Below are 26531 nucleotides of genomic sequence, written 5' to 3' on the forward strand. Positions count from 1 at the left end.
CTTTATCTTGCCTGTATCACTGCCTCACGGGAACACTGAATTAAAATGCTCGCTGAAGAAGGATGCGATCCCTGTGAGAGCCGAGCTTGCCGCGATGGCCACAGGTATCTACACAACGCCTGAAAGTCAGGATTTGTGTAGCCGCTGTCGAGGCACGAGGCTGCGATAAGGGCCGCAGGACCTTCAGCAATTTCAAGGCCCAAACGACTGCTGCGCAGCCGATCGCAGGCTGCGCCAGCGGCTACAGGTTTTTCGACAACCTATGGCCATCGTGGGCAAACCCTGCTCCCACATTGACTGAGCTCATTCAGGAGATCTGCGGTGTCGACCGGACGACAATACCCTCCACATCCACCCCCCGTGGCAAGGTCCCATACACCCGCCCCGAAGACGCCCCCAACCGGCTGGCAATAAACCCATCGCTGACACTGGCATTACCCGCCTCCAGCAACAGTTTGGCCTGCAGCCCCACCGCGATATCTTCTGTGAGTTGTCGGGCACGGTACTGGATGTCCTGGGTGTCCATGAACGCTGACTTGAGCTGTTCGATATGCCGGGCCAGACGCTTCTCGCCGTGACCGTCCCCCAACTCGACAAACAACACCTCCAGCACTCCAGGCTCTTTCGACAACGCCCGCAGCACATCCAGGCATTGCACGTTGCCGGAACCTTCCCACGTAGAGTTAACCGGCGCCTCACGGTACAAGCGCGGCAGGATACTGTCCTCGACATACCCGGCGCCGCCCATGCATTCAGCCGCCTCGTTGATCATGGCCGGGGCGCGCTTGCAGATCCAATACTTGCCCACCGCTGTCACCAGCCGGGCGAATTTGGCCTCCTGTTCATCCCCCAGATGATCCAGCGCCTGCCCCATGCGCAAGCTCAAAGCCAACGCCGCTTCGCTTTCCAGGGCCAAGTCGGCCAGCACGTTCTGCATCAACGGCTGTTCACTGAGCACCCTCCCTCCTACCAGGCGATGGGCACAATGATGGCTGGCCTGGGTCAGCGCCTGGCGCATCAAGGCGCTGGAGCCGACCATGCAATCGAAGCGGGTCATGGCGACCATTTCAATAATGGTCGGTACCCCGCGCCCTTCCTCGCCAATCATCCATGCCAATGCCCCGCGAAATTCCACTTCGCTGGAGGCGTTGGAACAATTGCCGAGTTTGTTTTTCAGGCGCTGGATGTAGAACTGATTGCGCGTGTCATCCGGACGATGCCGGGGCAGCAGGAAACAGGTCAGGCCCTTGTCGGTCTGGGCCAAGGTCAGGAAGGCATCGCACATGGGCGCCGAGCAGAACCACTTGTGGCCCACCAATTCATAGGCCTGGCCCGGTCCACCTGCGCCCACTGGGTAGGCGCGGGTGGTGTTGGCCCGAACGTCGGTACCACCCTGTTTCTCGGTCATGGCCATACCGATAGTGGCGCCAGCCTTGTGGTCGATGCCGACATTACGCGGGTCGTATTCGGTGCTGAGAATTTTCGGCAGCCAGGTTTGGGCCAGGTCCGGCTGCAAGCGCAAGGCCGGAACGCAAGCGAAAGTCATGGTCAGCGGGCAACCGGTGCCGGCTTCAGCCTGGCTGTGCAAATACGTCATCGCGGCGCGGGCAACATGCGCACCGGGCTGAGGGTGAGCCCAAGGCAGCGATGGCAAGCCATGCTCGACGGCGGTGCGCATCAGTTCGTGGTAGGCGGGATGAAACTCCACCAGGTCAAGGCGATGGCCATAACGATCATGACTACTGAACACCGGCTTGTTCTGGTTGGCCAGGAACCCGGCCTCCATCAATGGCCCGCCCGCCAAAGCCCCATAGGCATCGATCCGTTGCTGGGCCCAACCGGCACCGAAGCGACGGGACCACTCTTGAAGGGGCAAGTCGATGCGGTACAGGTTGATGCCGTCCAAAGAGGGGGGTTGGTTGGTGACGTCGTGGGTTTCGGCGAACTGATGCAGATTCATGACGGGCCTCCTGGAAAAGTGGCCTCGTTATCTGAAGCCTGATTTTCAGTTAAGCACCGTGCCCCGGGTTAAAAAAGTGGCATAAGCGCCTAACTGTCGGCGCTTTCACCATCAACCACAGACAACAACCGGCGCTGCAACACCGCTTGCAAGGCGTCAAAACGTACCGGCTTGGCCAGCCGGTCGGTAATGCCAACACCTTGGCAACGCTCACGCTCATGAGACGGCAGCGACGCACTCAAAGCAATCAATGGCAACTCGCGACACCCCGGCAACGTACGAATCTGGCAACAAAGAGAGACCCCGCCCTCAGGTACATCCAGCAGCACGGCATCGAAGGCATCGCCCTGCAATAACGCCAGCGCCGCCGACCCGCTGTCGACCGTCCTCACCCGGTAACCGAGCTTGAGCAACATGCCGCGTACCGCCAACTGGGCCACGCTGTTGTCGTCCACCAGCAACACCACGCAGTCTTGGGGCGCACGCTGTGTGTCGGGTAGACGGTAAGGCGCTGAAGGCTCGGCAGAGGCCGCGCTGACCTCAAGCTCCAATTGGAAGCGGCTGCCCCGTCGAGGCTCGGAGTAATGGCTCAAGCGCCCACCCAACAGTTCGATCAATTGTCGACAAATCGCCAGGCCGATGCCCAGGCCACCGTATTCACGGGTCATGGAACCGTCGAGTTGGAAGAAACGCTGATACAGGGTCGCCTCATCCAGAGAGACGAAACCGATGCCGGTATCGGTGACAATAAAAGTCAGGCACAGACCGCCGTCGGAATTGGTCAGCCCAACCACCCGCACCCGTACCGTGCCTTCGCGGGTGAACTTGAAAGCGTTGTCCAGCAGGCACTCCAGGCATTGGGCCAACTTGTCGGCATCGCCTGCCAAGTGATCAGGCAATTGGTGCGCGACATCAATGGAGAACTCCAGGCCCTTGCTCTGGGCACTGGCCAAGAACCGCTCTCGCAAGGAGTCAAGCAAACCGCGCAAGCTGAATACCTGGGTCTGGGCGTGGAGGCGCCCGGCTTGCAGTTCGGTGAGGGTGAGGATGCCGTTGACCATGCGCATCATGTCCCGCGCCGAACCCGCTGCGGTTTGCTGGTACCGCGCCAATTCGCCGTCCAGCGGCTCGGCCTGCATCAACTCCAGCGAACCGATCACCCCGTTCATTGGCGTGCGCAGTTCGTGGGTCAGGGTGGCGAGAAACTCGTCCTTCAACTGGTTGCTGCGAGCCAGTTGCTGGTTGAGCACTTCGAGCTTCTGGCTGGCATCGAAAAGAATGTGCGCTTGCTGCTCACGCATCGAGTTAATGCGGTCCGCCAGGGCCAGGGACAGCAAGGCGACTTCCAGGGCCGAACCGATCTGGCTGGCGTACATGGTCAGGAACACGTTGGGCAGGTAGCCCAGCACCATCATTGTATTGACCACCCCGCCCACCAGGAACGCCGACCAGGCAATGATGAAGTAACGGGCCACACGCTGGCCGCAGTACCAGGCCTTGATGGCTGCCACGAAAATCGTCACGGTGAAGACCAGCGCCAGGCCGGTCGCCAGGCGCAAGGCCAGGGCGTAACTGGTCATCAGCGACAGCAACATCACCCCCGCGCCACAGGCCACCAGCGCCAACAGCAGCCGGTTCAGCCAACGACTGTAGAGCGCGGTGTGCAAAAAGCTGCGAGCAAACAGACTGCCAAACAGCGCCGCCGAACCGATCAGGAAGGGCGTCGCCGCGTTGGCCCACCACGGGTTGTTTGGCCAGAAATACTCCACCGCCGCGCCGTTGACCGAGAGCTGGTACATGCCGAACGAGGCTATATAGAGGATGTAGTAGAGATAACTGGTGTCACGCACGCTCAGGTAAATGAACAGGTTGTAAACCAGCATCCCCAGCAACACGCCGTAGATCAGGCCCAGCACATACAGGCGTAGCGGTTGTTGTTCCAGATAAGCGGTACTCGACCAGAGCGTCAATGGCGCCTGGATCGAGCCTTCACTTTGCAGGCGCAGATACAGGGTCTTCTGTTCGCCCGGACTGAAATCGACACTGAACAAGTAGTTGTTCTGACGAATCTCGCGGCTGGAAAACGGCAAGGCATCACCCGTGCGACCGGCCAATCGGTAACCGCCCGTATTGTCGGGTACATATAAGTCGAGGTGGTCGAGAGGCGGATACGCCAGTTCCAGCAACCAGGTGCGCTGCGCGTCAGGATGCGTGGGGAGATAATGCAGGCCGACCTTGAGCCAGAACACCGAGCGCGAATAACCGGCGTTGAGGGTGGCTTTGTCATGAGGCTTGAATCGATCGGCCAGGCCTTGGGAACTGACGTCCTTGATAGCAAGGGTGCCGCTCGGGTCTTCGAGTACTTGCATCACTTGGCCCAGCGGCAGGCTTCGGGTCGCCTGCGTGAACTCAACGGCGCCAGCCAGCGTCGGTAGCCCACACCACAGTAATATCAGCAAATAGCGCATAGAGCCCCAGCGTGGCCTGTTCGGTTATATCAAAAGCCCCCCATTCCTTTTGAGTAGACGCACATGGACGATACAGATAGTTATTTGGATCCACTCTAGCATAGCCGGTAAAGGCCAAAGGACACTATTGAAATAAAAAACTGAAAGGCTCTAGGACGGGCGTCCCAGAACACTTCGAGCTGATGGCACGATGACCCTTCACGGCCTTCCGCGATCATTACCGGCAGTGAAATTCAACCCGCGCCCACAGCCACGCAAAAAGCGTTTGGTGGTAAGCTCGCGCACCATGAATATCTACAGCTCCCGCCCCGTTGTCCTCTGTCTCTCCGGCCATGATCCCAGTGGTGGCGCCGGCTTGCAGGCAGATATCGAAGCCCTGCTCGCCCAGGGTTGTCATGCGGCCCCGGCCGTCACCGCGCTAACCGTGCAGAACACCGTCAATGTCAGCGATTTCCGCGTACTAGACCGCGAATGGGTGCTGGCCCAGGCCAATGCCGTGCTCAGCGACTCCGAAGTAGCGGCGGTCAAGCTGGGCATGCTCGGCTCCACGGCCATGGTCGATACCGTCGTCGAGTTGCTTAAGCAGCACCCGCACCTGCCAGTGGTCTGCGACCCGGTGCTGCGCGCTGGTGGCGGCGGCAGCCTGGGCAAGGATGAGGTCGGCTATGCCATGCGCGAACGGTTATTGCCGCTGTCGCTGATTGCCACGCCCAATCTGCCGGAAGCGCGCATTCTCGCCGAACTGCCCGAGGGCAGTGCCGACGAATGCGCCGATAAACTGCTGCCGTTTATCAAACACCTGTTGATCACCGGCGGTCATGGCGACGAGCATGAAGTGCACAATCGACTGTACAGCCGCGACGGTAGCTACCGGACCTTTACCTGCCAGCGCTTGCCCGGCAGCTACCACGGTTCCGGCTGCACCCTGGCCAGCGCCCTTGCCGGTCGCCTGGCCCAGGGCGAAGGGCTGGCCAGTGCGGTGGAGTCGGCGCTCAACTACACGTGGCGTACCCTGCGTGATGCCGAACAACTGGGCCAGGGGCAATTTGTGCCTCGTCGTTTGCCACTGGATTTCTGCTCGTAACATCAAGAGGCCTGCCCGATGAAACTACGTGGCCTTTATGCCATTACCGACAGCCAACTATTGAACGGCAAGTTCCTGCCCTACGTCGAAGCGGCTCTGGACGGTGGCGTGACCCTGCTGCAATACCGCGACAAAAGCAGCGATGAGGCGCGCCGCCTGCGCGAGGCAGAAAAATTGCGTGAACTGTGCTCACGCTACAAGACTCAATTGATCATCAACGATGACGCCGAGCTGGCTGCACGCCTGGGTGTCGGCGTGCACCTGGGCCAGGGCGACGGTCCGCTGACGCCGGCCCGGGCATTGCTGGGGCGCAATGCGATCATCGGCTCCACCTGCCACAGCCAGATCGAACTGGCCGAGCAGGCCGCCAGGGAAGGTGCCAGTTATGTCGCCTTCGGCCGCTTCTTCAATTCCAGCACCAAGCCCGGCGCCCCGGCCGCCACCATTGAACTGCTGGCCCAGGCCCGTGCGCGGTTGCAGGTACCGATCTGCGTGATCGGCGGCATCACCCTGGAGAACGCCGAGCCGTTGGTGGCCCATGGAGCCGACCTGCTGGCGGTGGTCCACGGCCTGTTCGGTGCCGACAGCACCCAGGAAGTGACACGCCGCGCCCGCGCCTTCAACGCATTGCTCACGTCTAAATAATCGATTTCAGAGAGCCCGATCATGTCCCGTTCCGAAACCCTGTTTGCCAATGCCCAGAAACATATCCCCGGTGGTGTGAACTCCCCCGTGCGCGCCTTCAAGAGCGTCGGCGGCACACCGTTGTTCTTCAAACACGCCGAAGGCGCCTACGTCACCGATGAAGATGACAAGCGCTACGTTGACTACGTTGGCTCCTGGGGCCCGATGATCCTGGGTCACAGCCACCCGGACGTGCTGGACGCGGTACGCCAGCAGTTGCAACACGGCCTGTCCTATGGCGCGCCCACCGCCATGGAAACCGAGATGGCTGACCTGGTCTGCTCCATCGTACCGTCCATGGAGATGGTGCGGATGGTCAGCTCCGGCACCGAAGCCACCATGAGTGCCATTCGCCTGGCCCGTGGTTTCACCGGCCGCGACAGCATCATCAAGTTCGAAGGCTGCTACCACGGCCACTCCGACAGCCTGCTGGTCAAGGCCGGCTCCGGTGCGCTGACCCAGGGCGTGCCAAGCTCCGCCGGTGTGCCAGCGGCATTTGCCAAGCACACCCTGACCCTGCCGTTCAACGACAGCGCTGCCGTCGAGCAAATGCTCAGCGAAGTGGGCCAGGAAGTCGCGTGCATCATCGTCGAACCGGTGGCCGGTAACATGAACTGTGTACCGCCAGCCCCGGGCTTCCTCGAAGGTTTGCGCGAGCAGTGCGATAAACACGGCGTGGTGTTGATTTTCGATGAGGTGATGACCGGCTTCCGTGTTGCCCTCGGCGGCGCCCAGGCCCACTACGGCGTGACGCCAGACCTGAGCACCTTCGGCAAGATCATCGGTGGTGGCATGCCCGTGGGCTGTTTTGGCGGCAAGCGCGAAATCATGCAGCATATCGCGCCGCTAGGCCCGGTCTACCAGGCGGGCACTCTGTCCGGTAACCCTCTGGCCATGGCCGCAGGCCTGACCACCTTGCGTCTAATCAGTCGCCCTGGCTTCCACGCCGAGCTGACCGACTACACCACTCGCCTGTTGGACGGCCTGCAACAGCGCGCCGATGCCGCTTCAATCCCGTTCGTCACCACGCAAGCAGGCGGTATGTTCGGCCTGTACTTCAGCGGTGCTGATGACATCGTCACCTTCGACGACGTCATGGGCAGCAACTCAGATCTGTTTAAACGCTTCTTCCACCTGATGCTGGAAGGCGGTGTGTACCTGGCGCCGAGTGCCTTTGAAGCCGGTTTCACCTCGATCGCCCATGGTGATGCCGAGCTCAAACTAACCCTCGACGCAGCCGAACGCGCCTTCGCCGCCCTGAAATAAACAGGCTGGAAACCTGACGCCGCCGTTGGCGGTGTCAGATTTGCTACTTTACTTACAGACATTTCCGTTTTTTTTCGAGAAATTAGCTGCAATCCGGCAGATAACTTGCCCACGCAGCAGAAAAACGAGTAAAGACTTTGTAAGCAGAGGCCTGCTTATTTCATAATGCGCGCTTATAGGATCCCCTGCGGGTCCACGTGCCCTGTCAGAGGTAAGTCGATTCCCATGAAACGCACCGGCCGCACCCTGGTTCTGGGCTGCCTGTTGCTCCTTCAGCCCCTGCTCGCGCATGCACAAGCAGGCGGCAACTCGTTGTTAATCCCAGCGATGGGTCGTTGCACCCTCAATATCCAGCCAGACAGCCAGGCCGAAGCCCTGAGCGCGTGCCAGCAACTGGCCGACGGCGGGGATACGCAGGCGCAATACGAGTTGGGCGAATTCTTCTACGACAGTAAAAATCCCTCCCGCGACCTCAACAAAGCCTTGAGCTACTTCGAGCAAGCTTCGTTGCAGGGCCACGCCCAGGCGCAATTCCAGCTGGGCACCATGTTCTTCCACGGCGAAGGCGTCCCGGCCAATAACGTTCAGGCGTATATCGTGCTGAAAATGGCCGCGGTCAACGGCGCCGAAGAGGCGCTAGACACCGCCGACGAAGTGGCCGAGCACATGCAGCGCGATGAGTTGGAAGTGGCGACCCAGGTGCTGGGGCAGATTTTCAGGAATTACTTGCAGCAATTGCAGAGTGCAGATGGACGTTCGCCCTTCTCACCTCTGCCCTAATCCCTCACGGCGATAACAGGTAGCCCTGTCGATAGGCTCTGGGGCCTGCGACATGGGCAATGGTCATGCCTGCCGTAGCCATCCGCCGTAACGATCGAACATACAACATCCCCTCACGAGCACAGGCCACAGGTGTGACACGGTCGGTGATCGGATCAATAATTTCAGCCACCACTTGCCCCTCCTCCAGATAGTCACCGACCTGAGCGCAGAACACGATCAAGCCCCCATACGGACTCACCACCGGCTCCACACCCGCCAGAGGCGTGGGCGGGCTTAGTAGACCCGGCGGCTCCGGCGCCAAACCATCAATGGCACCCACATGGGTCAGATAATCAAGCAATGCCTGACTGTCCTGGCGAGCCAATCCGTGGCCCACATCAGCAACCCCCCGCAATTCCAGCGTTACCGCGAAACCCGGCACCGAAATACGCCCGGTAAAACGCGCCTGCATCTGCGCCCAGAACAACGTAAAACACTCGTCGAACGATTGCCCACCCGACTCTTTCGCCATAAAGCAGGCCCTAGCCCCCAGATAGCGCGCAAGGGGTTCGATCTGTGGCCAGAACTCCGGCGACAAGTACAGATGCTGCACAGCCTCAAAGTCGCAATGCATGTCCAGCACAATATCCGCGTCGCAGGCCAGTGTTTGCAGGATCAAGCGCAGGGATTGCAACTGTGTCGCAGGGGCTTGTCGGGTGAGAACCTCTAACAGCATCGAACGGATTAAATGCAGGTTGTCGTCCGGGTCATCAGTCAGCAACCTCGCGACGTGATCGCCAACCTGCTGGCTGACGTCGAGGAAAAACCGATTGAAGTTCTCCCGGCTATCGTTATCGAAGCGCCCCTGGGGCACGTCCATCAGCACTTGCTCCAGCCCCAGCGGGTTGGCCACTGGCACCAACACGATATGCCAACGCAGCAATCCCGCGGCCTCCAAGGCTGCCAACCGCTGTTTGAGATGCCACAGAACCAGCATGCCCGGCAGCTCATCTGCGTGCAGGGATGATTGAATATAAATTTTGCCGCTGGCCGAAGACGGCCCGTAGTGAAAACTGTGAACCTGCCGGGCCGTACCCGGCACCGCCGCCAGCAACTCGTGACGTTTTATCAGCATATTGATCTCCTATCGACCAGGGCCGAGATAGCTCAGCCAGCGCCGCTCGGCCAGGCGGAACAGCCCCACCAGGGTAAAGGTGGTGACCAGGTAAAGAGCTGCGGCGATGCCGAAGGAATGAAAAGTCAGAAACGTCGCGGAATTGGCGTCCCGCGCCACTTTCAGGATGTCTGGAACCGTGGCGGTAAATGCCAGCGTCGTGGAATGCAGCAGGAAAATCACTTCATTGCTGTAATAGGGCAATGAGCGGCGCACGACTGATGGCATGATCAGGTGGGCATAGAGCTTCCAGCCGTCAAACCCAAGGGATCGTGCGGCTTCTACTTCACCACGAGGCATCGCACGAATGGCCCCGGCGAAGATTTCGGTGGTGTAAGCACACGTATTAAGTGCGAAGGCCAGTACGGTACAGTTCAGCGCGTCGCGGAAAAAAACGTCCAGCAAAGACTGTTCGCGGACGGCGGAAATACTGTAGATACCGGTGTAGAAGATCAGCAACTGGATATACAGCGGCGAACCACGAAATAGATAGGTGAAACCCTGCACCGGCCAGCGCAAGCGGCGCCGGGACGAAACCCTGGCAATCGACAACGGTAGCGCCAATACAAATCCAAGACACAACGAAACAGTGGTCAGCCATAAGGTCATGGCCAGGCCAGAGAGCTGGTCGCCGTCGGCGTACAGAAACGGCCGCCAGTATTCCTCAATCAACGCGATCATAGCTGGCCCTCGCGCCTATAACGACGCTCCAGCCAACGCAGCACCGCATTCGAAGCACTGCTCATCAGCAAATAAATCAACGCCGCCAGCAGCAGAAACCCCAGCAGTTGCTGGCTGCTTTTTCCCGCTACCTGGGCCACTTTCACCAGGTCCGCCAAGCCGATAATCGAGACCAACGCCGTAGCCTTGAGCAAGACCATCCAATTGTTGCCCAGGCCAGGCAAGGCGAACCGTATCATCTGCGGGAACACCACATGCACAAAGCTCTGGATGGGGCGCATTCCCAGCGCTTGGGCCGCACTCACTTGCCCGCGGGGTACCGCAAGCAAAGCCCCGCGAAAGGTCTCGGTGAAGTAAGCCCCATAGATAAATCCCAGGGTAATCACCCCTGCACCGAACGGATCGATTTCGATGTAGGCCCAGCCCAGGCCGCCGGTCAGCCGAGTCAGCCCGGTTTGCAGGCCATAGAAAATCAGCAACATCAACAACAGGTCCGGCACTGCACGGATCAGCGTGGTGTAGATCCGGGCAGCGCAGCGCCACCCCCATACACTGGATAACTTGGCGTATGCGCCAATCAAGCCGAAGGCCAACCCCAGCAGCAACGACAGCACTGCCAGCTTGAGCGTGACCCACGTGCCTTGCAGCAACAGTGGCGCAAAACCTTGCAGACTCAGCACAAACTGCACAAAGGCCGGTGATAGTTGTTCAAGCATGTCGTCCCCCCTCCTTAGTTGATAAGGGGCGGTCATTGACCACTGAACATATCCACGCCGTCGAAGTATTTGTCTTGCAGCCGGACATAGCTGCCGTCGGCATGCAGCGCGGCAAGCCCTCGATCAAGCAGGATTTTCAAGGCGGTGTTGCCCTTAGCGATACCGATGGCACTTTTGGCCGGCATCAATTCGCTTTCAATCAAAGGACCCAACACAAACCCTACACCTTGTGCAGAGCGCAAAAAGCCGCTCTGGGCTTGCTGCACGTCTTGCAGCGAGGCCTGTAAACGGCCGGTGAGCAGGTCGGCATACACTTGCTCCTGGTCCGGATAGGCCACCACCTTCATGCCTGCCTTGCCCAGCACTTGCTTAGCATAGACCTCCTGGATGGAGCCCTGTAGATAGCCGACAGACTGACCTTGGGGATAATCCAAGCGGGCTCCTTGCCTGAACACCATGGCGGTAGGACTGGAGAATACCTCGGAGGAAAAATCGATGACCTTCAGTCGCGCAGCGGTAACGCTCATCGAGGCAAGGATGGCATCGATCTTCCCGGCCTGGAGACTGGGGACCTGGCCGTCAAAATCAATTTCAACCCACTGGCAACGAACGTTGAGATGTGCACAAATGCCATTTCCGATATCGATCTCAAAACCTACCAACTGCCCCGTATTATTTTTATAGGCGAACGGAGCATAGTTGGGATCGACGCCAAACCGAATGACTTCGTAGTCTTTGGCAATTACCGAATCGTTAAATAAAAGAGCAATAAACACTGATAACATCAGAACAATTGTTTTCATTATTTTATTCCTTGTTATTTTTGGAAAAGCGGCACCTTACTTAACTTCCAAACAGGCAATTTCTCGACGCATTACTAACGAGTCGGCAGCCGCATCAAACTCTCGCGCCTGCCGATGCCCGGAATACACCGCCGCAGCGATAGTCCCGGGCGCCAGGCAATCGCCCACCAACGCGACTGTTTTTATACCCGCCGCCCACAACGACCCGGGCGACTGGTCAAGCGCCCCGTACAGGGCTTGTTCAGGCTCACGAGAGGTCACCAACAACAAGCAAGCTGCGGGGATTACGCGCGGTCGACCGGTATACACGCAGCTGGCAATAGCATCATCGGGAGTGGCGGTGGCCAGCGTGTGGGACGTGATGATCGTGACATTCAACTCCAGCAGGCGACGCTGGATACGATGTTGTTCAAGGGTGTTATGGGTCCACGTCGCCACATCCGCGGCAGGGGTGACAAAAATGACGTCCACGCCCTGAACCACCAGCCGCTCAGCCAGTACGCTGCCCATGTAGTAATGGTCATCGTCGAACAGCAGAACGGGAGAAGGTGGAACGGCACCTGCCATCACATCATCGGGGGTCAATATCGGTAGGGTTTCCAGGCCTGGCAAAGCTTGGCGCAGCGCCCGCCCCAGGCCGTCACGCCGCCAGCGGGAACCAGTTGCGATAAAAACGTGTGCGGCGGCGAAGTCCAGCACGTCCTGAGCCTCAAGCCGGCTTTCCCGATATATTTCCACCGAGGCTAGGCGGCTCAAGGCGTCCAGTCGATAGTCAATCACCCGCGACCAGTTCGATAGCCCCGGCAGCCTGGATTCAAGCGCCACACGCCCGCCCACCTGGCGCAAGCCCTCCACCAAGGCAACCTCCATTCCGCGGGCACCCAGCACCCGCGCGCATTCAAGCCCGGCGGGGCCCGCACCGATGACCAGCGCCCGCCCGGGACTGTGGACACGCCTGACCGACTCGGGATGCCAGCCCCGCCGCCATTCTTCGCCCATGGTCGGGTTCTGTGTACATCGCAGGGGCGTGCTGGTGTGGTCACCGCTGACGCAGACATTGCAACCAATGCATTCGCGTATTTCATCCATTCGACCTTCTTCAATTTTCTTAGGCAGAAAGGGGTCGGCAATAGACGGGCGGGCGGCACCGATTAGGTCCAGTACGCCACGCCGGACCAAGGACGCCATGGTGTCCGGCGAGGTAAAACGCCCGACACCCACCACCGGCTTGGTGGTCAACGCCTTGAGCCCTGTCAGAAAGGCCTCTTGGTAACCCTCGGCGGCAAAACGCGAGGTGATGCTATCGTTCGACCAGTCGGCCACATTGATATCCCACAGGTCAGGCAAGTCGGCCAGTATCGAGAAGATCTCAGCCCCCTCCCCTTCCCGGGATAGGCCACCGGACACCTGTTCATCCACTGCCAGCCGGACGGCGACCGCACACCGGTCGCCCACCGCATCCCGAGTATCCTCGATCAGCTCGCGCAGCAAACGTATGCGGTTCTCCAACACCCCGCCGTACTCATCGGTACGACGGTTATTTCGAGGGGTCAGGAAATGAAACGGTAGGCCCAAATCATGACCTGCGTACACGTAGACGATATCAAACCCCGCCTCCCGCGCCCGCAGAGCGGCCGCTCTATGCATCTCGCGCAAGTGCTTAATATCTGCACGGCTCATGGCCCGAGCCTGCACCGGGTCATAACCGCGTACCGGGGTATTGGAAGGTGCCCAGGGAATTTCCCGACTGTAACGATTGGGCGCGGAGTAGCCATTAAACGCCAGCTCGACGCCTGCCAAGGAGCCATGTTGATGGACCGCCTCACACATTCGCGCCAACGCCGGAATATCTCGTTCATCCCACAGCCGTGCCTCTATACAAGGAGAGAACTCGCTCTGCGGGCTGATTTCACATTCCTCCGTACACACCACCCCCCAGCCTCCCTGCGCCTTTATCCCACGCATGCTCGCCATGGCTGAGGGATGCACATGCCCCATACCGTTACAGTGAGGTACTTGATAAAAACGGTTACGGGTGCGAACTGGCCCTATCTGTACAGGCTCAAAAAGAATGTCATACCGAGGATCGCGCACAGGACTACTCCCGAACCAATAAGTCCGTTAATAAATGCTCCAAGAGCCATATGAAAAGCAGTGTTTACTTAACCGTCGGGTTGAAACTTGCATTCAACCTTGGACATAACCCACGAACGCTTGATGCAGCTGGGCAGTGGAACGCAAGTGCTCTTCCATTTCCGGCCCAAGTTTTTTCGACATGTCATTAATCAACAAGTGAGTCAGTGACAACATGGTCGACGTCGAGTCCCACAACAAATCAAGTTCGGTGGACACCCGGAACACCACATTGGCATTCTGCTCAGCCCACTCGCAGAAATTATCGGTAACTAACGTGACGGGAATACCGCGTTTGCGCGCCTCGCTACAAAGCAGCAGCGCCTGCCGGGAATAGCGTCGCGCTTCATAGACGATAAGCATTGAGTCGGCAGGCGGAGCGAGCAATATCGCTCCAAAATGACCGCAAGCACCATCCAGCAGATGCACGCCCGTGCGCAAGTACTCCAGCATATGAACCATGGAGCAGGCGATGCCACGCTCGGTACCGAAACCGGCAACAAAGACCTGTGGGGTTTGCGCCAGCCTGGCCGTCACGACCTGCCAGGGCTCGGTACGGGTGTACTCATAAACCCGCACTAACGCGGCGATCTCCAATTCAAGACTGCAGGCCAACGAGCGCTGGCTTTCGGTACCTTCCTGCTGGAAAGCGCGCAGCCGGTCACCGATCAGCCAAGGACTGTCGCCAAGGTCATCCTTGAGTTCGCTTTTGAGGTCTTTGAAATGCTTGTAGCCCAAGGCGCGGCAGAATCGACCGACGGTGGACTCACTGACTGCAAGTTTTTGCGCCACCATCGCTGAGTTCTCGAAGGGCAAATCCTTCAAGTTCGACAGGATGTAAGTTGCCAACACCCGATAAGATTGGGATTTAGACGATAGCTGTTGTTCGAGGCGTTTTTTTATTGATGTGCTCATGGCGTCCTCTCTGCATGAGCACAAACTGATATTTATCCGTCATGCAGTCAATGCCTGACAGATAAATATCAGAAAGGTCTTACAAATCAGTTCAGAGCTGAGCGCTACTTCTCAGGCATCGGCATCGGAAACGGCATGACATTGCTCATGCCCCGGGCCTCGCTGATTTTCGGCGTACCCAGGCGCTCGACTTCATCAATGCGCACAATCGAATGCATTGGCACAAAACTGCGCACCACGCCTTCGAACTGGGCCTTGAGCTTTTCCTCGCCCGGGTCGACGACCAGCTGTGTACGCTCGCCAAAGACGAACTCTTCCACTTCCAGGAAGCCCCACAGATCACTTTGATAGATCTGCTTGGCGTACATTTCGAACACCTGGCCCTGGTTAAGGAAAATCACCTTGTAGATTGGAGCTTCACGTTTGGTCATGGTGAGTGGGTAACACATCGGGGATATAAAAGAGGGCGCGAACTATAGCATGGCACCCGATGCACAGTGCTAGGAACCAATGGATATGCCCCCTATAATGCGCGGTTCTTTACCACCAGTTGACGATCCCCATGGCCAAGAAGCTTTACATCGAAACCCACGGTTGCCAGATGAACGAGTACGACAGCTCGCGCATGGTCGATCTGCTGGGTGAACATCAGGCCCTGGAAGTCACCGCCCGCGCTGAAGATGCCGACGTGATCCTGCTCAATACCTGCTCGATCCGCGAACGGGCCCAAGACCGCGTGTATTCGCAACTGGGCCGCTGGCGCGAGCTGAAACTGGCCAACCCGGACATGGTAATCGCCGTCGGCGGTTGTGTGGCCAGCCAGGAAGGCGCCGCCATTCGCGACCGCGCACCCTATGTCGACGTGGTCTTCGGGCCGCAGACCTTGCACCGTTTGCCGGAAATGATCGACGCCGCGCGTATCACCAAGCTGCCCCAGGTTGACGTCTCGTTCCCGGAAATCGAAAAATTCGACCACCTGCCCGAGCCGCGCATCGACGGCCCAAGCGCCTATGTGTCGGTGATGGAAGGTTGCAGCAAGTACTGCACCTTCTGCGTCGTGCCTTATACCCGGGGTGAAGAAGTCAGCCGTCCGTTCGATGACGTACTGGCGGAAATCATCCACCTGGCCGAGAACGGCGTGCGGGAAGTCACCCTGCTGGGACAGAACGTCAACGGCTATCGCGGCCTGACTCATGACGGGCGCATGGCGGACCTGGCGGAGCTGATCCGCGTGGTCGCAGCCGTCGACGGTATCGAGCGCATTCGCTACACCACCTCGCACCCGCTGGAGTTCTCCGACAGCCTGATCCAGGCCCACGCCGACGTACCCGAACTGGTCAAACACCTGCACTTGCCGGTGCAATCGGGCTCGGACCGCATTCTCTCGGCGATGAAACGCAATCACACTGCCCTGGAATACAAATCCAAGCTGCGCAAATTACGTGCGGCAGTGCCGGGAATCTGCATCAGCTCGGATTTTATCGTCGGCTTCCCCGGCGAGACCGAGAAAGACTTCCAGCAGACCATGAAGCTGATTGAAGACGTCGGCTTCGACTTCTCCTATTCCTTCGTCTACAGCCAGCGCCCGGGCACTCCGGCCGCCGATTTGCTGGACGAAACCCCGGAGGCGTTGAAAAAGGAGCGCCTCAACGCCCTGCAACACAGGCTCAACCAGCAGGGTTTCGAAATCAGCCGACAAATGGTCGGTTCGACCCAGCGGATCCTGGTCACCGATTACTCGAAGAAGGACCCGGGCGAGCTGCAGGGACGGACGGAGAACAACCGAATTGTCAACTTCCGTTGCGATAATCCGACCTTGATTGGCCAATTCGCTGATGTGCATATCGATGCGGCGCAACCGCACTCGTTGCGCGGGTCGTTGATCCCATAAATGCACCTCTCCGTAGGAGCAAGCTTGCTCGCGAAGGTCGTTAACGATGACGCTGGAAACCTGATACCCCGAGGCGCTCTCAGGTTTTTCGCGAGCACGCTCGCTCCTGCAGGATTGGTCATGGCCAAAATGCGCCGTTTAAGTGCTTTCGCACCCGAGCCACTGGCGTTATCCTCTATTTCACCTAAACAGCCAAAGGGCGGCTAAAAGCAACCTTGAACGCACCCACAGTAGAACCACATCGTTTCCTCCTCGAGCCCTTTGAGGCACGCCGCTTCGCCAACCTCTGCGGACAGTTCGACGAGCACCTGCGCTTGATCGAACAGCGCCTGAGCATCGAGATCCGCAACCGCGGCAATCAGTTCGAGCTCATTGGTGACCCCCAGCACACCACGTCTGCGGAAAACCTGCTCCGTCGCCTCTACCGGGAAACCAAAGGTAGCGAGCTGTCGCCGGAAACAGTGCATTTGTTCCTGCAGGAGTCCGCCGTGCAAGACCTGGCCAATAACCCGGTGGCCGAAGCCAGCGTCGCGTTGCGCACCAAAAAAGGCATGATTCGCCCCCGCGGCTTGAATCAGCAACGCTACGTCAAAGAGATCCTGGGCAACGACATCAACTTCGGCATCGGCCCGGCCGGTACCGGCAAGACCTACCTGGCAGTGGCCTGTGCGGTCGATGCACTGGAACGCGAGCAGGTGCGACGCATCCTGCTGGTGCGCCCGGCGGTGGAAGCTGGCGAGAAGCTGGGGTTCCTGCCCGGCGACCTGGCCCAGAAGATCGACCCATACCTGCGCCCGCTCTATGACGCACTCTACGAGATGCTCGGCTTCGAATACGTGGCCAAGCTGATCGAGCGTCAAGTGATCGAAATTGCCCCGCTGGCCTACATGCGCGGTCGTACCTTGAACAACAGTTTCATTATTCTCGATGAAAGCCAGAACACCACCGTCGAGCAAATGAAAATGTTCCTGACCCGTATCGGCTTCGGCTCCACTGCGGTGATCACCGGCGACATCACCCAGGTCGATCTGCCCAAGGGCACCAAGTCGGGCCTGGGCCAGGTGATCGAGGTACTCAAGGACGTGCCGGGTATCAGCTTCACCCATTTCATGCCCAAGGACGTGGTGCGCCACCCGCTGGTCCAGCGCATTGTCGAGGCCTACGAGCGCTTCGAACACCGCGACGATGGACTGTCGAAGGACAACCGCCGCGATGCTTGAGCTTGACCTGCAGCGGGCCACCGAAGCGCCCGTCCCCAGCGAAACACAGTTCCGTCAATGGTGCGCACTGGCCCTGCGCCAGCGCACTGCCGACTCGGAACTGACCATCCGCCTGGTGGACGAGCCCGAAGGCCGTGAACTCAATCACACGTGGCGCCAGAAAGACTACGCAACCAATGTACTGTCGTTTCCCGCCGATGTACCCGATGAGTTACTGGATATCCCATTGCTGGGGGATCTGGTGATCTGCGTCGAGGTGGTGGAGCGCGAGGCAAAGGAGCAAGGCAAGGAGCCGGAGGCCCACTGGGCCCATCTGGTCATCCACGGCTGCTTGCATCTCTTGGGTTACGACCATATAGAGGATGAAGAAGCCGAAGAAATGGAAGCACTGGAACAAACGTTGCTTGCAGAACTGGGTCATCCGGATCCGTATGCAGATGACGAAACCGACGCATCACCTAACTGACACAACAAAGGATTTAGAGTAATCGCTATGAGCGAAGACCGATCGAGCAACGGGCAAAAGTCATGGCTGGGAAAACTCACCCAGGCCTTTGCCCACGAGCCGAAAAACCGCCAGGAGCTGCTGGAGCTCTTGCGCGAGGCCCATCAGAACAAATTGTTGGACAGCGAAGCGCTGGCCATCGTCGAAGGCGCCATCCAGGTGGCTGACCTGCAAGTTCGGGACATCATGGTCCCACGCTCGCAGATGATCAGCATCAAGGCGACACAGACCCCTCGGGAGTTTCTCCCGGCCGTGATCGACTCGGCGCATTCGCGCTACCCGGTGATCGGCGAAAGCCATGACGACGTCATGGGCGTCCTGCTGGCCAAGGACCTGCTGCCATTGATCCTCAAGGAGAACGGCGACAGCTTCAACATCAAGGACCTGCTACGTCCTGCCACCTTCGTTCCCGAGTCCAAGCGCCTGAATGTGCTGCTGCGCGAGTTTCGCGCCAACCACAATCACATGGCCATCGTCATTGACGAATACGGCGGCGTGGCGGGCCTGGTGACCATCGAAGACGTGCTGGAACAGATCGTCGGCGACATCGAGGACGAGCACGACGTCGAAGAAGACAGCTACATCAAGCCGCTGCCCAGCGGTGATTTCCTGGTCAAGGCCCTGACGCCGATCGAGAACTTCAACGAGTTCTTCGACAGCGAATTCTCCGACGATGAGTTCGATACCGTCGGCGGACTGGTAATGAGCGCCTTCGGCCACCTGCCCAAGCGTAACGAGACCACGGAAATCGGTGCCTATCGCTTTCGCATCCTGAATGCCGACAGCCGCAGGATTCATCTGATTCGCCTGACACCTATTGCCCGTTAACTCCAAGGATTGATATGCGCCGTCTGACTGCCCCCGGCTGGCCCGGTAACCTGCTGGCCGTGGTGGCTGGCGCCATCACCACCCTGGCGCTGGCGCCGTTCGATATCTGGCCGCTGGCGCTGGTAGCGGTCGGGTTCTTCTATGCCGGGCTGCGCGAGCTGACACCACGCCAGGCCTTGGGGCGCGGCTGGTGCTTCGGGTTCGGCCTGTTTGGTGCCGGCACCAGTTGGATCTACTACAGCATCCATCACTTCGGCGGCGCTTCGGTGCTGTTGGCTGGCTTGCTGATGCTGGCGTTTACCGCTGCGATTGCCTGGTTCTTTGCCTTGCCGGCCTGGCTCTGGGCCCGATGGTTGCGGCGCAATGAGGCGCCCCTGGCGGACGCCTTGGCATTTGCCGCACTGTGGGTCGGCCAGGAAGCGTTTCGCGGCTGGTTCCTCACGGGCTTCCCTTGGCTCTATTCCGGTTACAGTCAACTCGATGGTCCACTGACAGGTCTTGCGCCGCTGGGCGGCATGTGGCTGATTTCCTTTTCCCTGGCGCTGACAGCCGCATTGCTGTGCAACCTGCCGCGCCTGCTGGCGACAAGACGCAACGGGTTTATCGGTGCGGGCCTGGTACTACTGGTCACACCCTGGGCCATTGGCCTGGCCTTCAAGCATCACGCCTGGACCATCCCGGCCGGCGACCCACTGACCGTGGCGGCGATCCAGGGCAACGTCGAACAAAGCATGAAGTGGGACCCCGAGCAGCTCAACGCACAGTTAGCGCTGTATCGCGACATGAGTCTTGCCTCCAAACGTGTCGACCTGCTGGTGTGGCCAGAAACCGCGGTGCCGGTACTCAAGGAGTCCGTCGAAGGTTACCTGGGGATGATGGGCAAGTTCGCCGCTGATCGGAATACCGCGCTGATCACCGGCGTGCCGATCCGTCAGGAAGTACACCATCAGAAACGCTACTTCAACGGCATCACCGTGGTCGGTGAAGGCGACGGCACCTACCTGAAGCAAAAGCTGGTGCCGTTTGGCGAATACGTGCCGCTACAAGACCTGTTGCGGGGCTTGATTGCGTTTTTTGACCTACCGATGTCGGACTTCGCTCGCGGCCCTGCCGACCAGCCGATGCTGCAAGCCAAGGGCTATCAGATTGCACCGTTCATTTGCTATGAAGTCGTCTACCCGGAATTCGCCGCCAGCCTTTCAGCCCGCAGTGATCTGTTGCTGACCATCAGCAACGACACCTGGTTCGGCACCTCCATCGGCCCTTTGCAGCACCTGCAAATGGCCCAGATGCGCGCCCTTGAGGCTGGCCGCTGGATGATTCGCGCCACCAACAATGGCGTGACCGGCCTGATCAACCCATTCGGCCAGATCACCGAACAGATCCCGCAATTCGAGCGCGGCATCCTCTACGGTGAAGTAGTGCCGATGCACAACCTGACGCCCTACCTGCAATGGCGGTCGTGGCCATTGATCATTGTGTGCATGGGGCTGTTTGGGTGGGCGCTGCTGGCGGGCCGGATGTCAAAAACCGTTTAGCGATCGTTGATGAACATTCCCACGCTTCGCGTGGGAATGTTCGTCCTGAAAATTACCGGTAGAACACCCGATACCCCAACTGCCCCACCGCCTCATTGAGCAATTGCCCGCTCTGCCATATCGACTTGAACTCGGGCATCCAGCCGCCCAGCGGCGGGGTATTGTTTTCGCCCAGGAACCCAACGGGCGCTGGCACCACAGTAAAACCGGCCTTTTCAAAGCTCCAAACCGAACGAGGCATGTGCCAGGCCTGAGTCACCACCACCACCCGCTTGATCCCCTGGGGCAATAGAATCTCAGCGCTCATTTGCGCATTTTCCCATGTCGTGCGGCTGCGCTCTTCCTTCCAGCGAACGTTGACACCAAAGTCATCGCGCATCGACACGGCCATCATCTCTGCCTCGCTGGGCGGCGTACCATAATGCAGGCCACCGGTGGTCAATACCGGCAAACCCGAGGCCTTGGATAATCTTGCGGCATAACGCTGGCGTTCAAGACCAACTCCCGTGGGTTGATCGGAACCCCACGCCGGGTCCCCACGCTCGCGCCCCGAGCCCAGTACCACAATGGCATCGGCCCGTTGCGCCAAGGTTGCCCATGCGTCGCGGGCCAATGGCGGCTCGGTCTCCAGGGCCCTTGCACTCCACTGCACCACCACTGGCAGGCTCATCAGCCACATCCCACCCAATCCCAGGGCAAAGCACACTGCCGCGAGACGTGGACGGCTGCGACGAAACCACCAGGCAACCGCCAACAACAGCAAGAGAATGCCGGGCGGCAACAACAATTGTTTTATGAAATAACGAAAAAGCATCGAGCATCTCCAAAGATGCTCGAAGCCTAAGGGGTAACAGCGCTTGACGACAATCTTTACCAAGGCACTGACGATGAGTACGTGTTACTTGAACCGCACGGACCGTAGCTTTTCCGAGCCACAACCGGCTGGCAAATCTTTAAGCCATACCACCTTGCCCGAGCGCGACAAATCATGGGCTGGAGGGGAAGCCATCCGGTGAGGCCCATAGTGCTCGTTCATTTCCAGATAAACCTTGATCAACTCAAGCTCTTCCTGGCTCAGACCACGCAATTCCAACTCCACAGGTCGCTCATCACGTAATCGACCTGCCGTTTTTGCTGCATCCAGTGCCCGACCCAAACGGTCGATCAGTCCTTCGTACAACTGTGGTTTCGTTAACGTTCGTTGCGAATCAACCATCCCTCACCTCATTGAAGATAAGACTCACTCCCCAATAAATAGCGTAGCTTCACGGGCGGAGCCCGCCTGGCGTCGCGACCAACGGCCTCGGGCACGCAATCAGGGTTTCCCTCGATAGAGTGGGGTCATGTATGCTACGGCGCTTCCTGTAACTCCACTTCCAGCAGGGTTTGGGCATTGGCGCGCCGTTTCCGGTGTTGATCATCCCGAATATTGCATGAAGAGGATTAGGCCACCCCTATTCAGTTCAAAAGTAGCCATGCACGAACATTACCAGCCCCGTGAAATAGAAAATGCCGCCCAGTCGTTCTGGGACGAGCAAAAGTCCTTTGAAGTCAGTGAACAGCCAGGCAAGGAGACTTTCTATTGCCTATCGATGTTCCCTTACCCCAGCGGCAAGCTACACATGGGGCACGTGCGTAACTACACCATCGGCGATGTGATCTCTCGCTACCAGCGCATGCTCGGCAAGAACGTCCTGCAACCCATGGGTTGGGACGCCTTCGGCATGCCCGCGGAAAACGCCGCGATGAAAAACAACGTAGCGCCCGCCAAGTGGACCTACGAGAACATCGCCTACATGAAGACCCAACTGCGCAGCCTCGGCCTGGCCGTGGACTGGTCCCGCGAAGTAACCACCTGCAAGCCTGATTACTACCGCTGGGAACAATGGCTGTTCACTCGCCTGTTCGAAAAAGGCGTGATCTACCGCAAGAACGGCACAGTTAACTGGGATCCGGTGGACCAGACCGTACTGGCCAACGAACAGGTGATCGACGGTCGCGGCTGGCGTTCCGGCGCGCTGATCGAAAAGCGCGAAATCCCGATGTACTACTTCAAGATCACTGCCTATGCGGATGAACTCTTGTCGAGCCTTGACGACCTGCCGGGCTGGCCCGAGCAAGTCAAAACCATGCAACGCAACTGGATTGGCAAATCCCGGGGCATGGAAGTGCAGTTCCCCTACAACGTCGACTCCATCGGCGAAGCGGGCGTACTGAAAGTCTTCACCACCCGCCCGGACACTTTAATGGGAGCGACTTACGTCGCCGTGGCCGCTGAACACCCGCTGGCCACCCAAGCCGCCCGGAACAACCCTGAGCTGCAGGCGTTCATCGCCGAATGCAAAGGCGGCAGCGTCGCCGAAGCCGACGTCGCCACCCAGGAGAAAAAAGGCCTGCCGACCTCGCTGTTCGTCGAGCACCCGTTGACTGGCGAGAAGTTGCCAGTGTGGGTCGCCAACTATGTATTGATGCACTACGGTGATGGCGCAGTAATGGCTGTGCCCGCTCACGACGAGCGCGATTTCGAATTCGCCACCCAGTACAACCTGCCGATCAAGTCAGTGGTGCGCACCAGTTCCGGCGACACCAACCCGGCCCCGTGGCAGGACGCGTACGGCGAGCACGGCGAACTGATCAACTCCGGCGAATTCGACGGCCTGGACTTCGAAGGCGCCTTCGATGCCATGGAAGTGGCGCTGATCAAGAAAAACCTCGGCGCCTCGCGCACCCAGTTCCGCCTGCGCGACTGGGGCATCAGCCGCCAACGCTACTGGGGCTGTCCGATCCCGATCATCCACTGCCAAACCTGCGGTGATGTGCCAGTGCCGGAAGACCAGTTGCCGGTCATTCTGCCGGAAGACGTGGTGCCGGATGGCGCCGGTTCGCCGCTGGTGCGCATGCCGGAATTCTACGAATGCAACTGCCCTAAATGCGGCCAGCCTGCCAAGCGTGAAACCGACACCATGGACACCTTTGTCGAGTCCTCGTGGTACTACGCCCGCTACGCCTCGCCGCACTATGAGGGCGGCCTGGTGGAGAAATCGGCGGCTGACCATTGGTTGCCGGTGGACCAGTACATTGGCGGTATCGAACACGCGATCCTGCACCTGCTCTACGCACGCTTCTTCCATAAGCTGATGCGCGACGAAGGCCTGGTCAGTTCCAACGAGCCGTTCAAGAACCTGCTGACCCAAGGCATGGTGATCGCCGACACTTATTATCGGCGCGAAGCCAACGGCAGCTACACCTGGTTCAACCCGGCGGACGTCGAGCTTGAGCGCGACAGCAAGGCCAAGGTTATCAGCGCCAAACTGATCGCCGACGGCCTGCCGGTGGAAATCGGTGGCACCGAGAAGATGGCCAAGTCGAAAAACAATGGCGTCGACCCGCAATCGATGATCGACCAGTTCGGCGCCGACACCTGCCGACTGTTCATGATGTTCGCCTCGCCGCCCGACATGAGTGCGGAATGGTCCGACTCCGGCGTCGAAGGTTCACACCGCTTCCTCAAACGCGTCTGGCGTTTGGCACACGCCCATGTCAGCCAGGGCTTGCCGGGCAAACTGGGCGTGAGTGCCTTGACCGACGAGCAAAAACTCATTCGCCGCAGCACGCACCTGGCCATCAAGCACGCCAGCCAGGACGTGGGCCAGCACCACAAGTTCAACACCGCCATCGCCCAGGTGATGACCCTGATGAACGTGTTGGAAAAAGCCCCGCAAGCCACCGAACAGGACCGCGCCCTGGTGCACGAAGGCCTGGAGGCGGTCACCCTGCTGCTGGCACCGATCACGCCGCATATCAGCCATGAACTGTGGAAGCAACTGGGCCACAACAACCCGGTGATTGACGCTGGCTGGCCGGTGCTCGACGAGAGCGCCCTGGTACAGGACACGCTGCAGCTGGTGATTCAGGTCAACGGTAAACTGCGTGGCCAGATCGATATGCCCGCCAGTGCCAGCCGTGAAGAAGTCGAAGCCGCCGCGCGCAGCAACGAGAACGTGCTGCGTTTTACCGAAGGCCTGACGATTCGCAAAGTAATCGTCGTGCCCGGAAAACTGGTCAATATCGTCGCAAGCTAATCGGATCGGGCGCCAGGTGCAACCTGGCGCCGAACAAAACCTCCAGGGCCTCGATAAGGCCCACATGGTTTCAAGGGGAGCATCAAAATGATCAAACGCAACCTGCTGGTTATGGGCCTTGCCGTGCTGTTGAGCGCTTGCGGCTTCCAACTGCGCGGCACCGGCACCACTGAGCTGACCATCAAAGAGCTGGACGTCAGCGCCCGCAATGCCTACGGCGAGACCGTGACCCAGCTGCGCAATACGCTGGAAGGCAGCGGCGTCAAGGTCTATACCGGCGCGCCTTACAAGCTGGTCCTGACCAGTGAACAGGAGACCCAACGCAACCTCAGCTACGCCAGTGCCGGCCGTGCTTCGGACATCGAACTGAGCACCGTGCTCAATTACGAAATCCTGGGTCACAATAGCCAGCCGCTGACCGGCGATAAGCTGCAAGTACAGAAAGTCGTGAGCCACGACGGTAACAACCTGGTAGGTTCGGACTCGGAGATCATTCAGGTACGCCAGGAAATGCGCCGTGACCTGGTCCAGAGCATGATGCTGCGCCTGCAACAGCTGAGCCCAGCTCAACTGGATGCCTTGCAGCAAACCGCCGATGCCAAAGCCAAGGCTGATGCCGACGCACTGAAAGCGGCACAAGAGTATGAAGACAATACGCCGAAGCAGTCCCCGATAGAAATGCCTGCCGAGTAAGCCAAACGGGGCGTGCGTTACGCCCCGTTCGCCCCGACTATGAAACTCGCTCCCGCCCAACTCGCCAAGCACCTGCAAGGCAGTCTCGCACCCATCTATATCGTCAGCGGTGATGACCCATTGCTGTGCCAGGAAGCCGCCGACGCCATTCGTGCCGCTGCGCGCCAACAAGGTTTCGACGAACGCCAGGTGTTCAGCGCCGACGCCAGTTTCGACTGGGGGACGCTGCTGCAAGCCGGCGCGAGCATGTCACTGTTTGCCGAAAAACGCCTGCTGGAACTGCGCCTGCCCTCGGGCAAGCCCGGCGACAAAGGTGCAGCGGCGCTGATGGAATACTGTGCACGGCCGGCCGAGGACACGCTGCTGTTGATCAGCCTGCCCAAACTCGATGGCAGTGCGCAAAAGACCAAGTGGGGCAAGGCCCTGGTGGAAGGGCCGCAGACACAGTTCATCCAGATCTGGCCGGTGGACAGCAATCAACTGCCCCAGTGGATTCGCCAGCGCCTGTCGCAATCCGGACTCACTGCCAGCCAGGATGCGGTAGAGCTAATCGCTGCCCGGGTCGAAGGCAACTTGCTGGCCGCCGCCCAGGAAATCGAAAAGCTCAAACTGATGGCCGAAGGTGGGCAGATCACTGTCGAAACCGTGCAAGGGGCCGTGGCCGATAGTGCCCGCTTTGACGTGTTCGGCCTGGTGGATGCGATCCTCAATGGCGAAGCCGCCCATGCCCTGCGCATGCTCGAAGGGCTGCGTGGTGAGGGCGTCGAGCCTCCAGTGATTCTTTGGGCCCTGGCCCGGGAATTACGCTTGCTGGCCAATATTTCCTTGCAATACAGCCAAGGCACGCCGCTGGACAAAGCCTTCAGCCAGGCCCGGCCACCGGTGTGGGACAAGCGCAAGCCCTTGATCAGCAAAGCCCTGCAACGGCACTCGGCGCAACGCTGGGGGCAATTGTTGCTGGAGGCCCAACGCATTGATGCGCAGATCAAGGGTCAGGCAGCAGGATCGCCGTGGATGAGCCTCAGTCGTTTGTCACTGCTTATGTCCGGCCAGCGCCTGACCTTACCCGCCGAATAACCCTGTAGCCGCTGGCGCAGCCTGCAATCGGCTGCGCAGCAGTCGTTTGAT

The 26531-nt window shown here is 59.3% G+C and carries 23 protein-coding genes; 12 read left to right on the top strand and 11 right to left on the bottom strand.

Annotated features, from left to right (window positions below; all coding sequences use genetic code 11):
- Positions 1-307: 307 nt before the first annotated feature.
- Together GIR22_RS20305 and GIR22_RS20310 are read right to left on the bottom strand one after the other, a co-directional pair.
- The gene (locus GIR22_RS20305) at positions 308-1960 is read right to left on the bottom strand and encodes an acyl-CoA dehydrogenase family protein (protein WP_154745055.1); all 1653 of its coding nucleotides are present in this window, start codon (positions 1958-1960) and stop codon (positions 308-310) included.
- Between the two features lie 89 nt (positions 1961-2049).
- Positions 2050-4428: a hybrid sensor histidine kinase/response regulator gene (locus tag GIR22_RS20310; protein WP_154745056.1), complete on the bottom strand. Its 2379-nt coding sequence runs from the start codon at positions 4426-4428 to the stop codon at positions 2050-2052.
- A 286-nt stretch (positions 4429-4714) separates the two neighbouring features.
- Here GIR22_RS20310 and GIR22_RS20315 point away from each other — a divergent pair, with 286 nt between their 5' ends.
- The 4 genes from GIR22_RS20315 (at position 4715) to GIR22_RS20330 (ending at position 8242) form a co-directional block, all read left to right on the top strand.
- The gene (locus GIR22_RS20315; RefSeq protein WP_154745057.1) at positions 4715-5512 is read left to right on the top strand and encodes a hydroxymethylpyrimidine/phosphomethylpyrimidine kinase; all 798 of its coding nucleotides are present in this window, start codon (positions 4715-4717) and stop codon (positions 5510-5512) included.
- Positions 5513-5530: 18 nt separating this feature from the next.
- Positions 5531-6157 carry a thiamine phosphate synthase gene (gene thiE, locus GIR22_RS20320; RefSeq protein ID WP_154745058.1) on the top strand — a complete coding sequence of 209 codons (627 nt, stop codon included), beginning with the start codon at positions 5531-5533 and terminating at the stop codon, positions 6155-6157.
- 21 nt (positions 6158-6178) lie between these two features.
- A complete protein-coding gene (gene hemL / locus GIR22_RS20325) occupies positions 6179-7462 on the top strand; it encodes a glutamate-1-semialdehyde 2,1-aminomutase (protein WP_154745059.1) in 1284 nt (427 codons plus the stop codon).
- Between the two features lie 225 nt (positions 7463-7687).
- Positions 7688-8242, top strand: a complete 555-nt coding sequence (locus GIR22_RS20330; protein ID WP_154745060.1) for a tetratricopeptide repeat protein — start codon at positions 7688-7690, stop codon at positions 8240-8242.
- Positions 8243-8246: 4 nt separating this feature from the next.
- Here GIR22_RS20330 and GIR22_RS20335 read toward each other — a convergent pair whose 3' ends face one another.
- The 7 genes from GIR22_RS20335 to GIR22_RS20365 form a co-directional block, all read right to left on the bottom strand.
- Positions 8247-9359: a succinylglutamate desuccinylase/aspartoacylase family protein gene (locus GIR22_RS20335; protein WP_154745061.1), complete on the bottom strand. Its 1113-nt coding sequence runs from the start codon at positions 9357-9359 to the stop codon at positions 8247-8249.
- Between the two features lie 9 nt (positions 9360-9368).
- Entirely contained in the window at positions 9369-10079 is a 711-nt protein-coding gene (locus GIR22_RS20340) for an ABC transporter permease (protein ID WP_154745062.1), read from the bottom strand.
- Positions 10076-10795, bottom strand: a complete 720-nt coding sequence (locus GIR22_RS20345) for an ABC transporter permease (RefSeq protein ID WP_154745063.1) — start codon at positions 10793-10795, stop codon at positions 10076-10078. Before GIR22_RS20345 ends, GIR22_RS20340 begins: the two co-directional genes overlap by 4 nt.
- Positions 10796-10827: 32 nt before the next feature.
- Positions 10828-11598: a transporter substrate-binding domain-containing protein gene (locus GIR22_RS20350; protein WP_154745064.1), complete on the bottom strand. Its 771-nt coding sequence runs from the start codon at positions 11596-11598 to the stop codon at positions 10828-10830.
- Between the two features lie 36 nt (positions 11599-11634).
- The gene (locus GIR22_RS26680; protein ID WP_178122371.1) at positions 11635-13692 is read right to left on the bottom strand and encodes an oxidoreductase; all 2058 of its coding nucleotides are present in this window, start codon (positions 13690-13692) and stop codon (positions 11635-11637) included.
- Between the two features lie 93 nt (positions 13693-13785).
- Complete coding sequence (locus GIR22_RS20360) at positions 13786-14646, bottom strand: MurR/RpiR family transcriptional regulator (RefSeq protein ID WP_154745065.1); 861 nt, start codon at positions 14644-14646, stop codon at positions 13786-13788.
- Positions 14647-14750: 104 nt separating this feature from the next.
- Positions 14751-15077 carry a DUF1820 family protein gene (locus GIR22_RS20365; RefSeq protein WP_003215457.1) on the bottom strand — a complete coding sequence of 109 codons (327 nt, stop codon included), beginning with the start codon at positions 15075-15077 and terminating at the stop codon, positions 14751-14753.
- A gap of 131 nt (positions 15078-15208) precedes the next feature.
- On the opposite strand from GIR22_RS20365, the gene miaB reads away from it, so the two are divergent.
- From miaB to lnt, 5 genes are all read left to right on the top strand, one after another.
- Positions 15209-16537, top strand: a complete 1329-nt coding sequence (gene miaB, locus GIR22_RS20370; RefSeq protein WP_154745066.1) for a tRNA (N6-isopentenyl adenosine(37)-C2)-methylthiotransferase MiaB — start codon at positions 15209-15211, stop codon at positions 16535-16537.
- Between the two features lie 215 nt (positions 16538-16752).
- On the top strand, positions 16753-17757 hold the full coding sequence (locus GIR22_RS20375) for a PhoH family protein (RefSeq protein WP_154745067.1): 1005 nt from the start codon (positions 16753-16755) through the stop codon (positions 17755-17757).
- A complete protein-coding gene (gene ybeY, locus GIR22_RS20380) occupies positions 17750-18223 on the top strand; it encodes an rRNA maturation RNase YbeY (RefSeq protein WP_154745068.1) in 474 nt (157 codons plus the stop codon). Before GIR22_RS20375 ends, ybeY begins: the two co-directional genes overlap by 8 nt.
- A gap of 27 nt (positions 18224-18250) precedes the next feature.
- Entirely contained in the window at positions 18251-19090 is an 840-nt protein-coding gene (locus GIR22_RS20385) for a CorC family transporter (protein WP_005791724.1), read from the top strand.
- A 14-nt stretch (positions 19091-19104) separates the two neighbouring features.
- A complete protein-coding gene (lnt, locus tag GIR22_RS20390; protein ID WP_154745069.1) occupies positions 19105-20628 on the top strand; it encodes an apolipoprotein N-acyltransferase in 1524 nt (507 codons plus the stop codon).
- Positions 20629-20680: 52 nt separating this feature from the next.
- Here lnt and GIR22_RS20395 read toward each other — a convergent pair whose 3' ends face one another.
- Complete coding sequence (locus tag GIR22_RS20395) at positions 20681-21442, bottom strand: YdcF family protein (RefSeq protein ID WP_154745070.1); 762 nt, start codon at positions 21440-21442, stop codon at positions 20681-20683.
- A gap of 84 nt (positions 21443-21526) precedes the next feature.
- Entirely contained in the window at positions 21527-21844 is a 318-nt protein-coding gene (locus GIR22_RS20400) for a hypothetical protein (protein ID WP_154745071.1), read from the bottom strand.
- 259 nt (positions 21845-22103) lie between these two features.
- Here GIR22_RS20400 and leuS point away from each other — a divergent pair, with 259 nt between their 5' ends.
- From leuS to holA, 3 genes are all read left to right on the top strand, one after another.
- Positions 22104-24710 (top strand): leucine--tRNA ligase, encoded by a 2607-nt coding sequence (gene leuS, locus GIR22_RS20405; RefSeq protein WP_154745072.1) that lies wholly within the window; start codon positions 22104-22106, stop codon positions 24708-24710.
- A gap of 87 nt (positions 24711-24797) precedes the next feature.
- Complete coding sequence (locus GIR22_RS20410) at positions 24798-25403, top strand: LPS-assembly lipoprotein LptE (RefSeq protein WP_154745073.1); 606 nt, start codon at positions 24798-24800, stop codon at positions 25401-25403.
- 39 nt (positions 25404-25442) lie between these two features.
- Positions 25443-26480, top strand: coding sequence for a DNA polymerase III subunit delta (holA, locus tag GIR22_RS20415; protein ID WP_154745074.1), 1038 nt, complete (start codon positions 25443-25445; stop codon positions 26478-26480).
- Positions 26481-26531: the final 51 nt, after the last annotated feature.

The sequence above is a fragment of the Pseudomonas karstica genome (assembly GCF_009707515.1).
Classification (GTDB): domain Bacteria; phylum Pseudomonadota; class Gammaproteobacteria; order Pseudomonadales; family Pseudomonadaceae; genus Aquipseudomonas; species Aquipseudomonas karstica.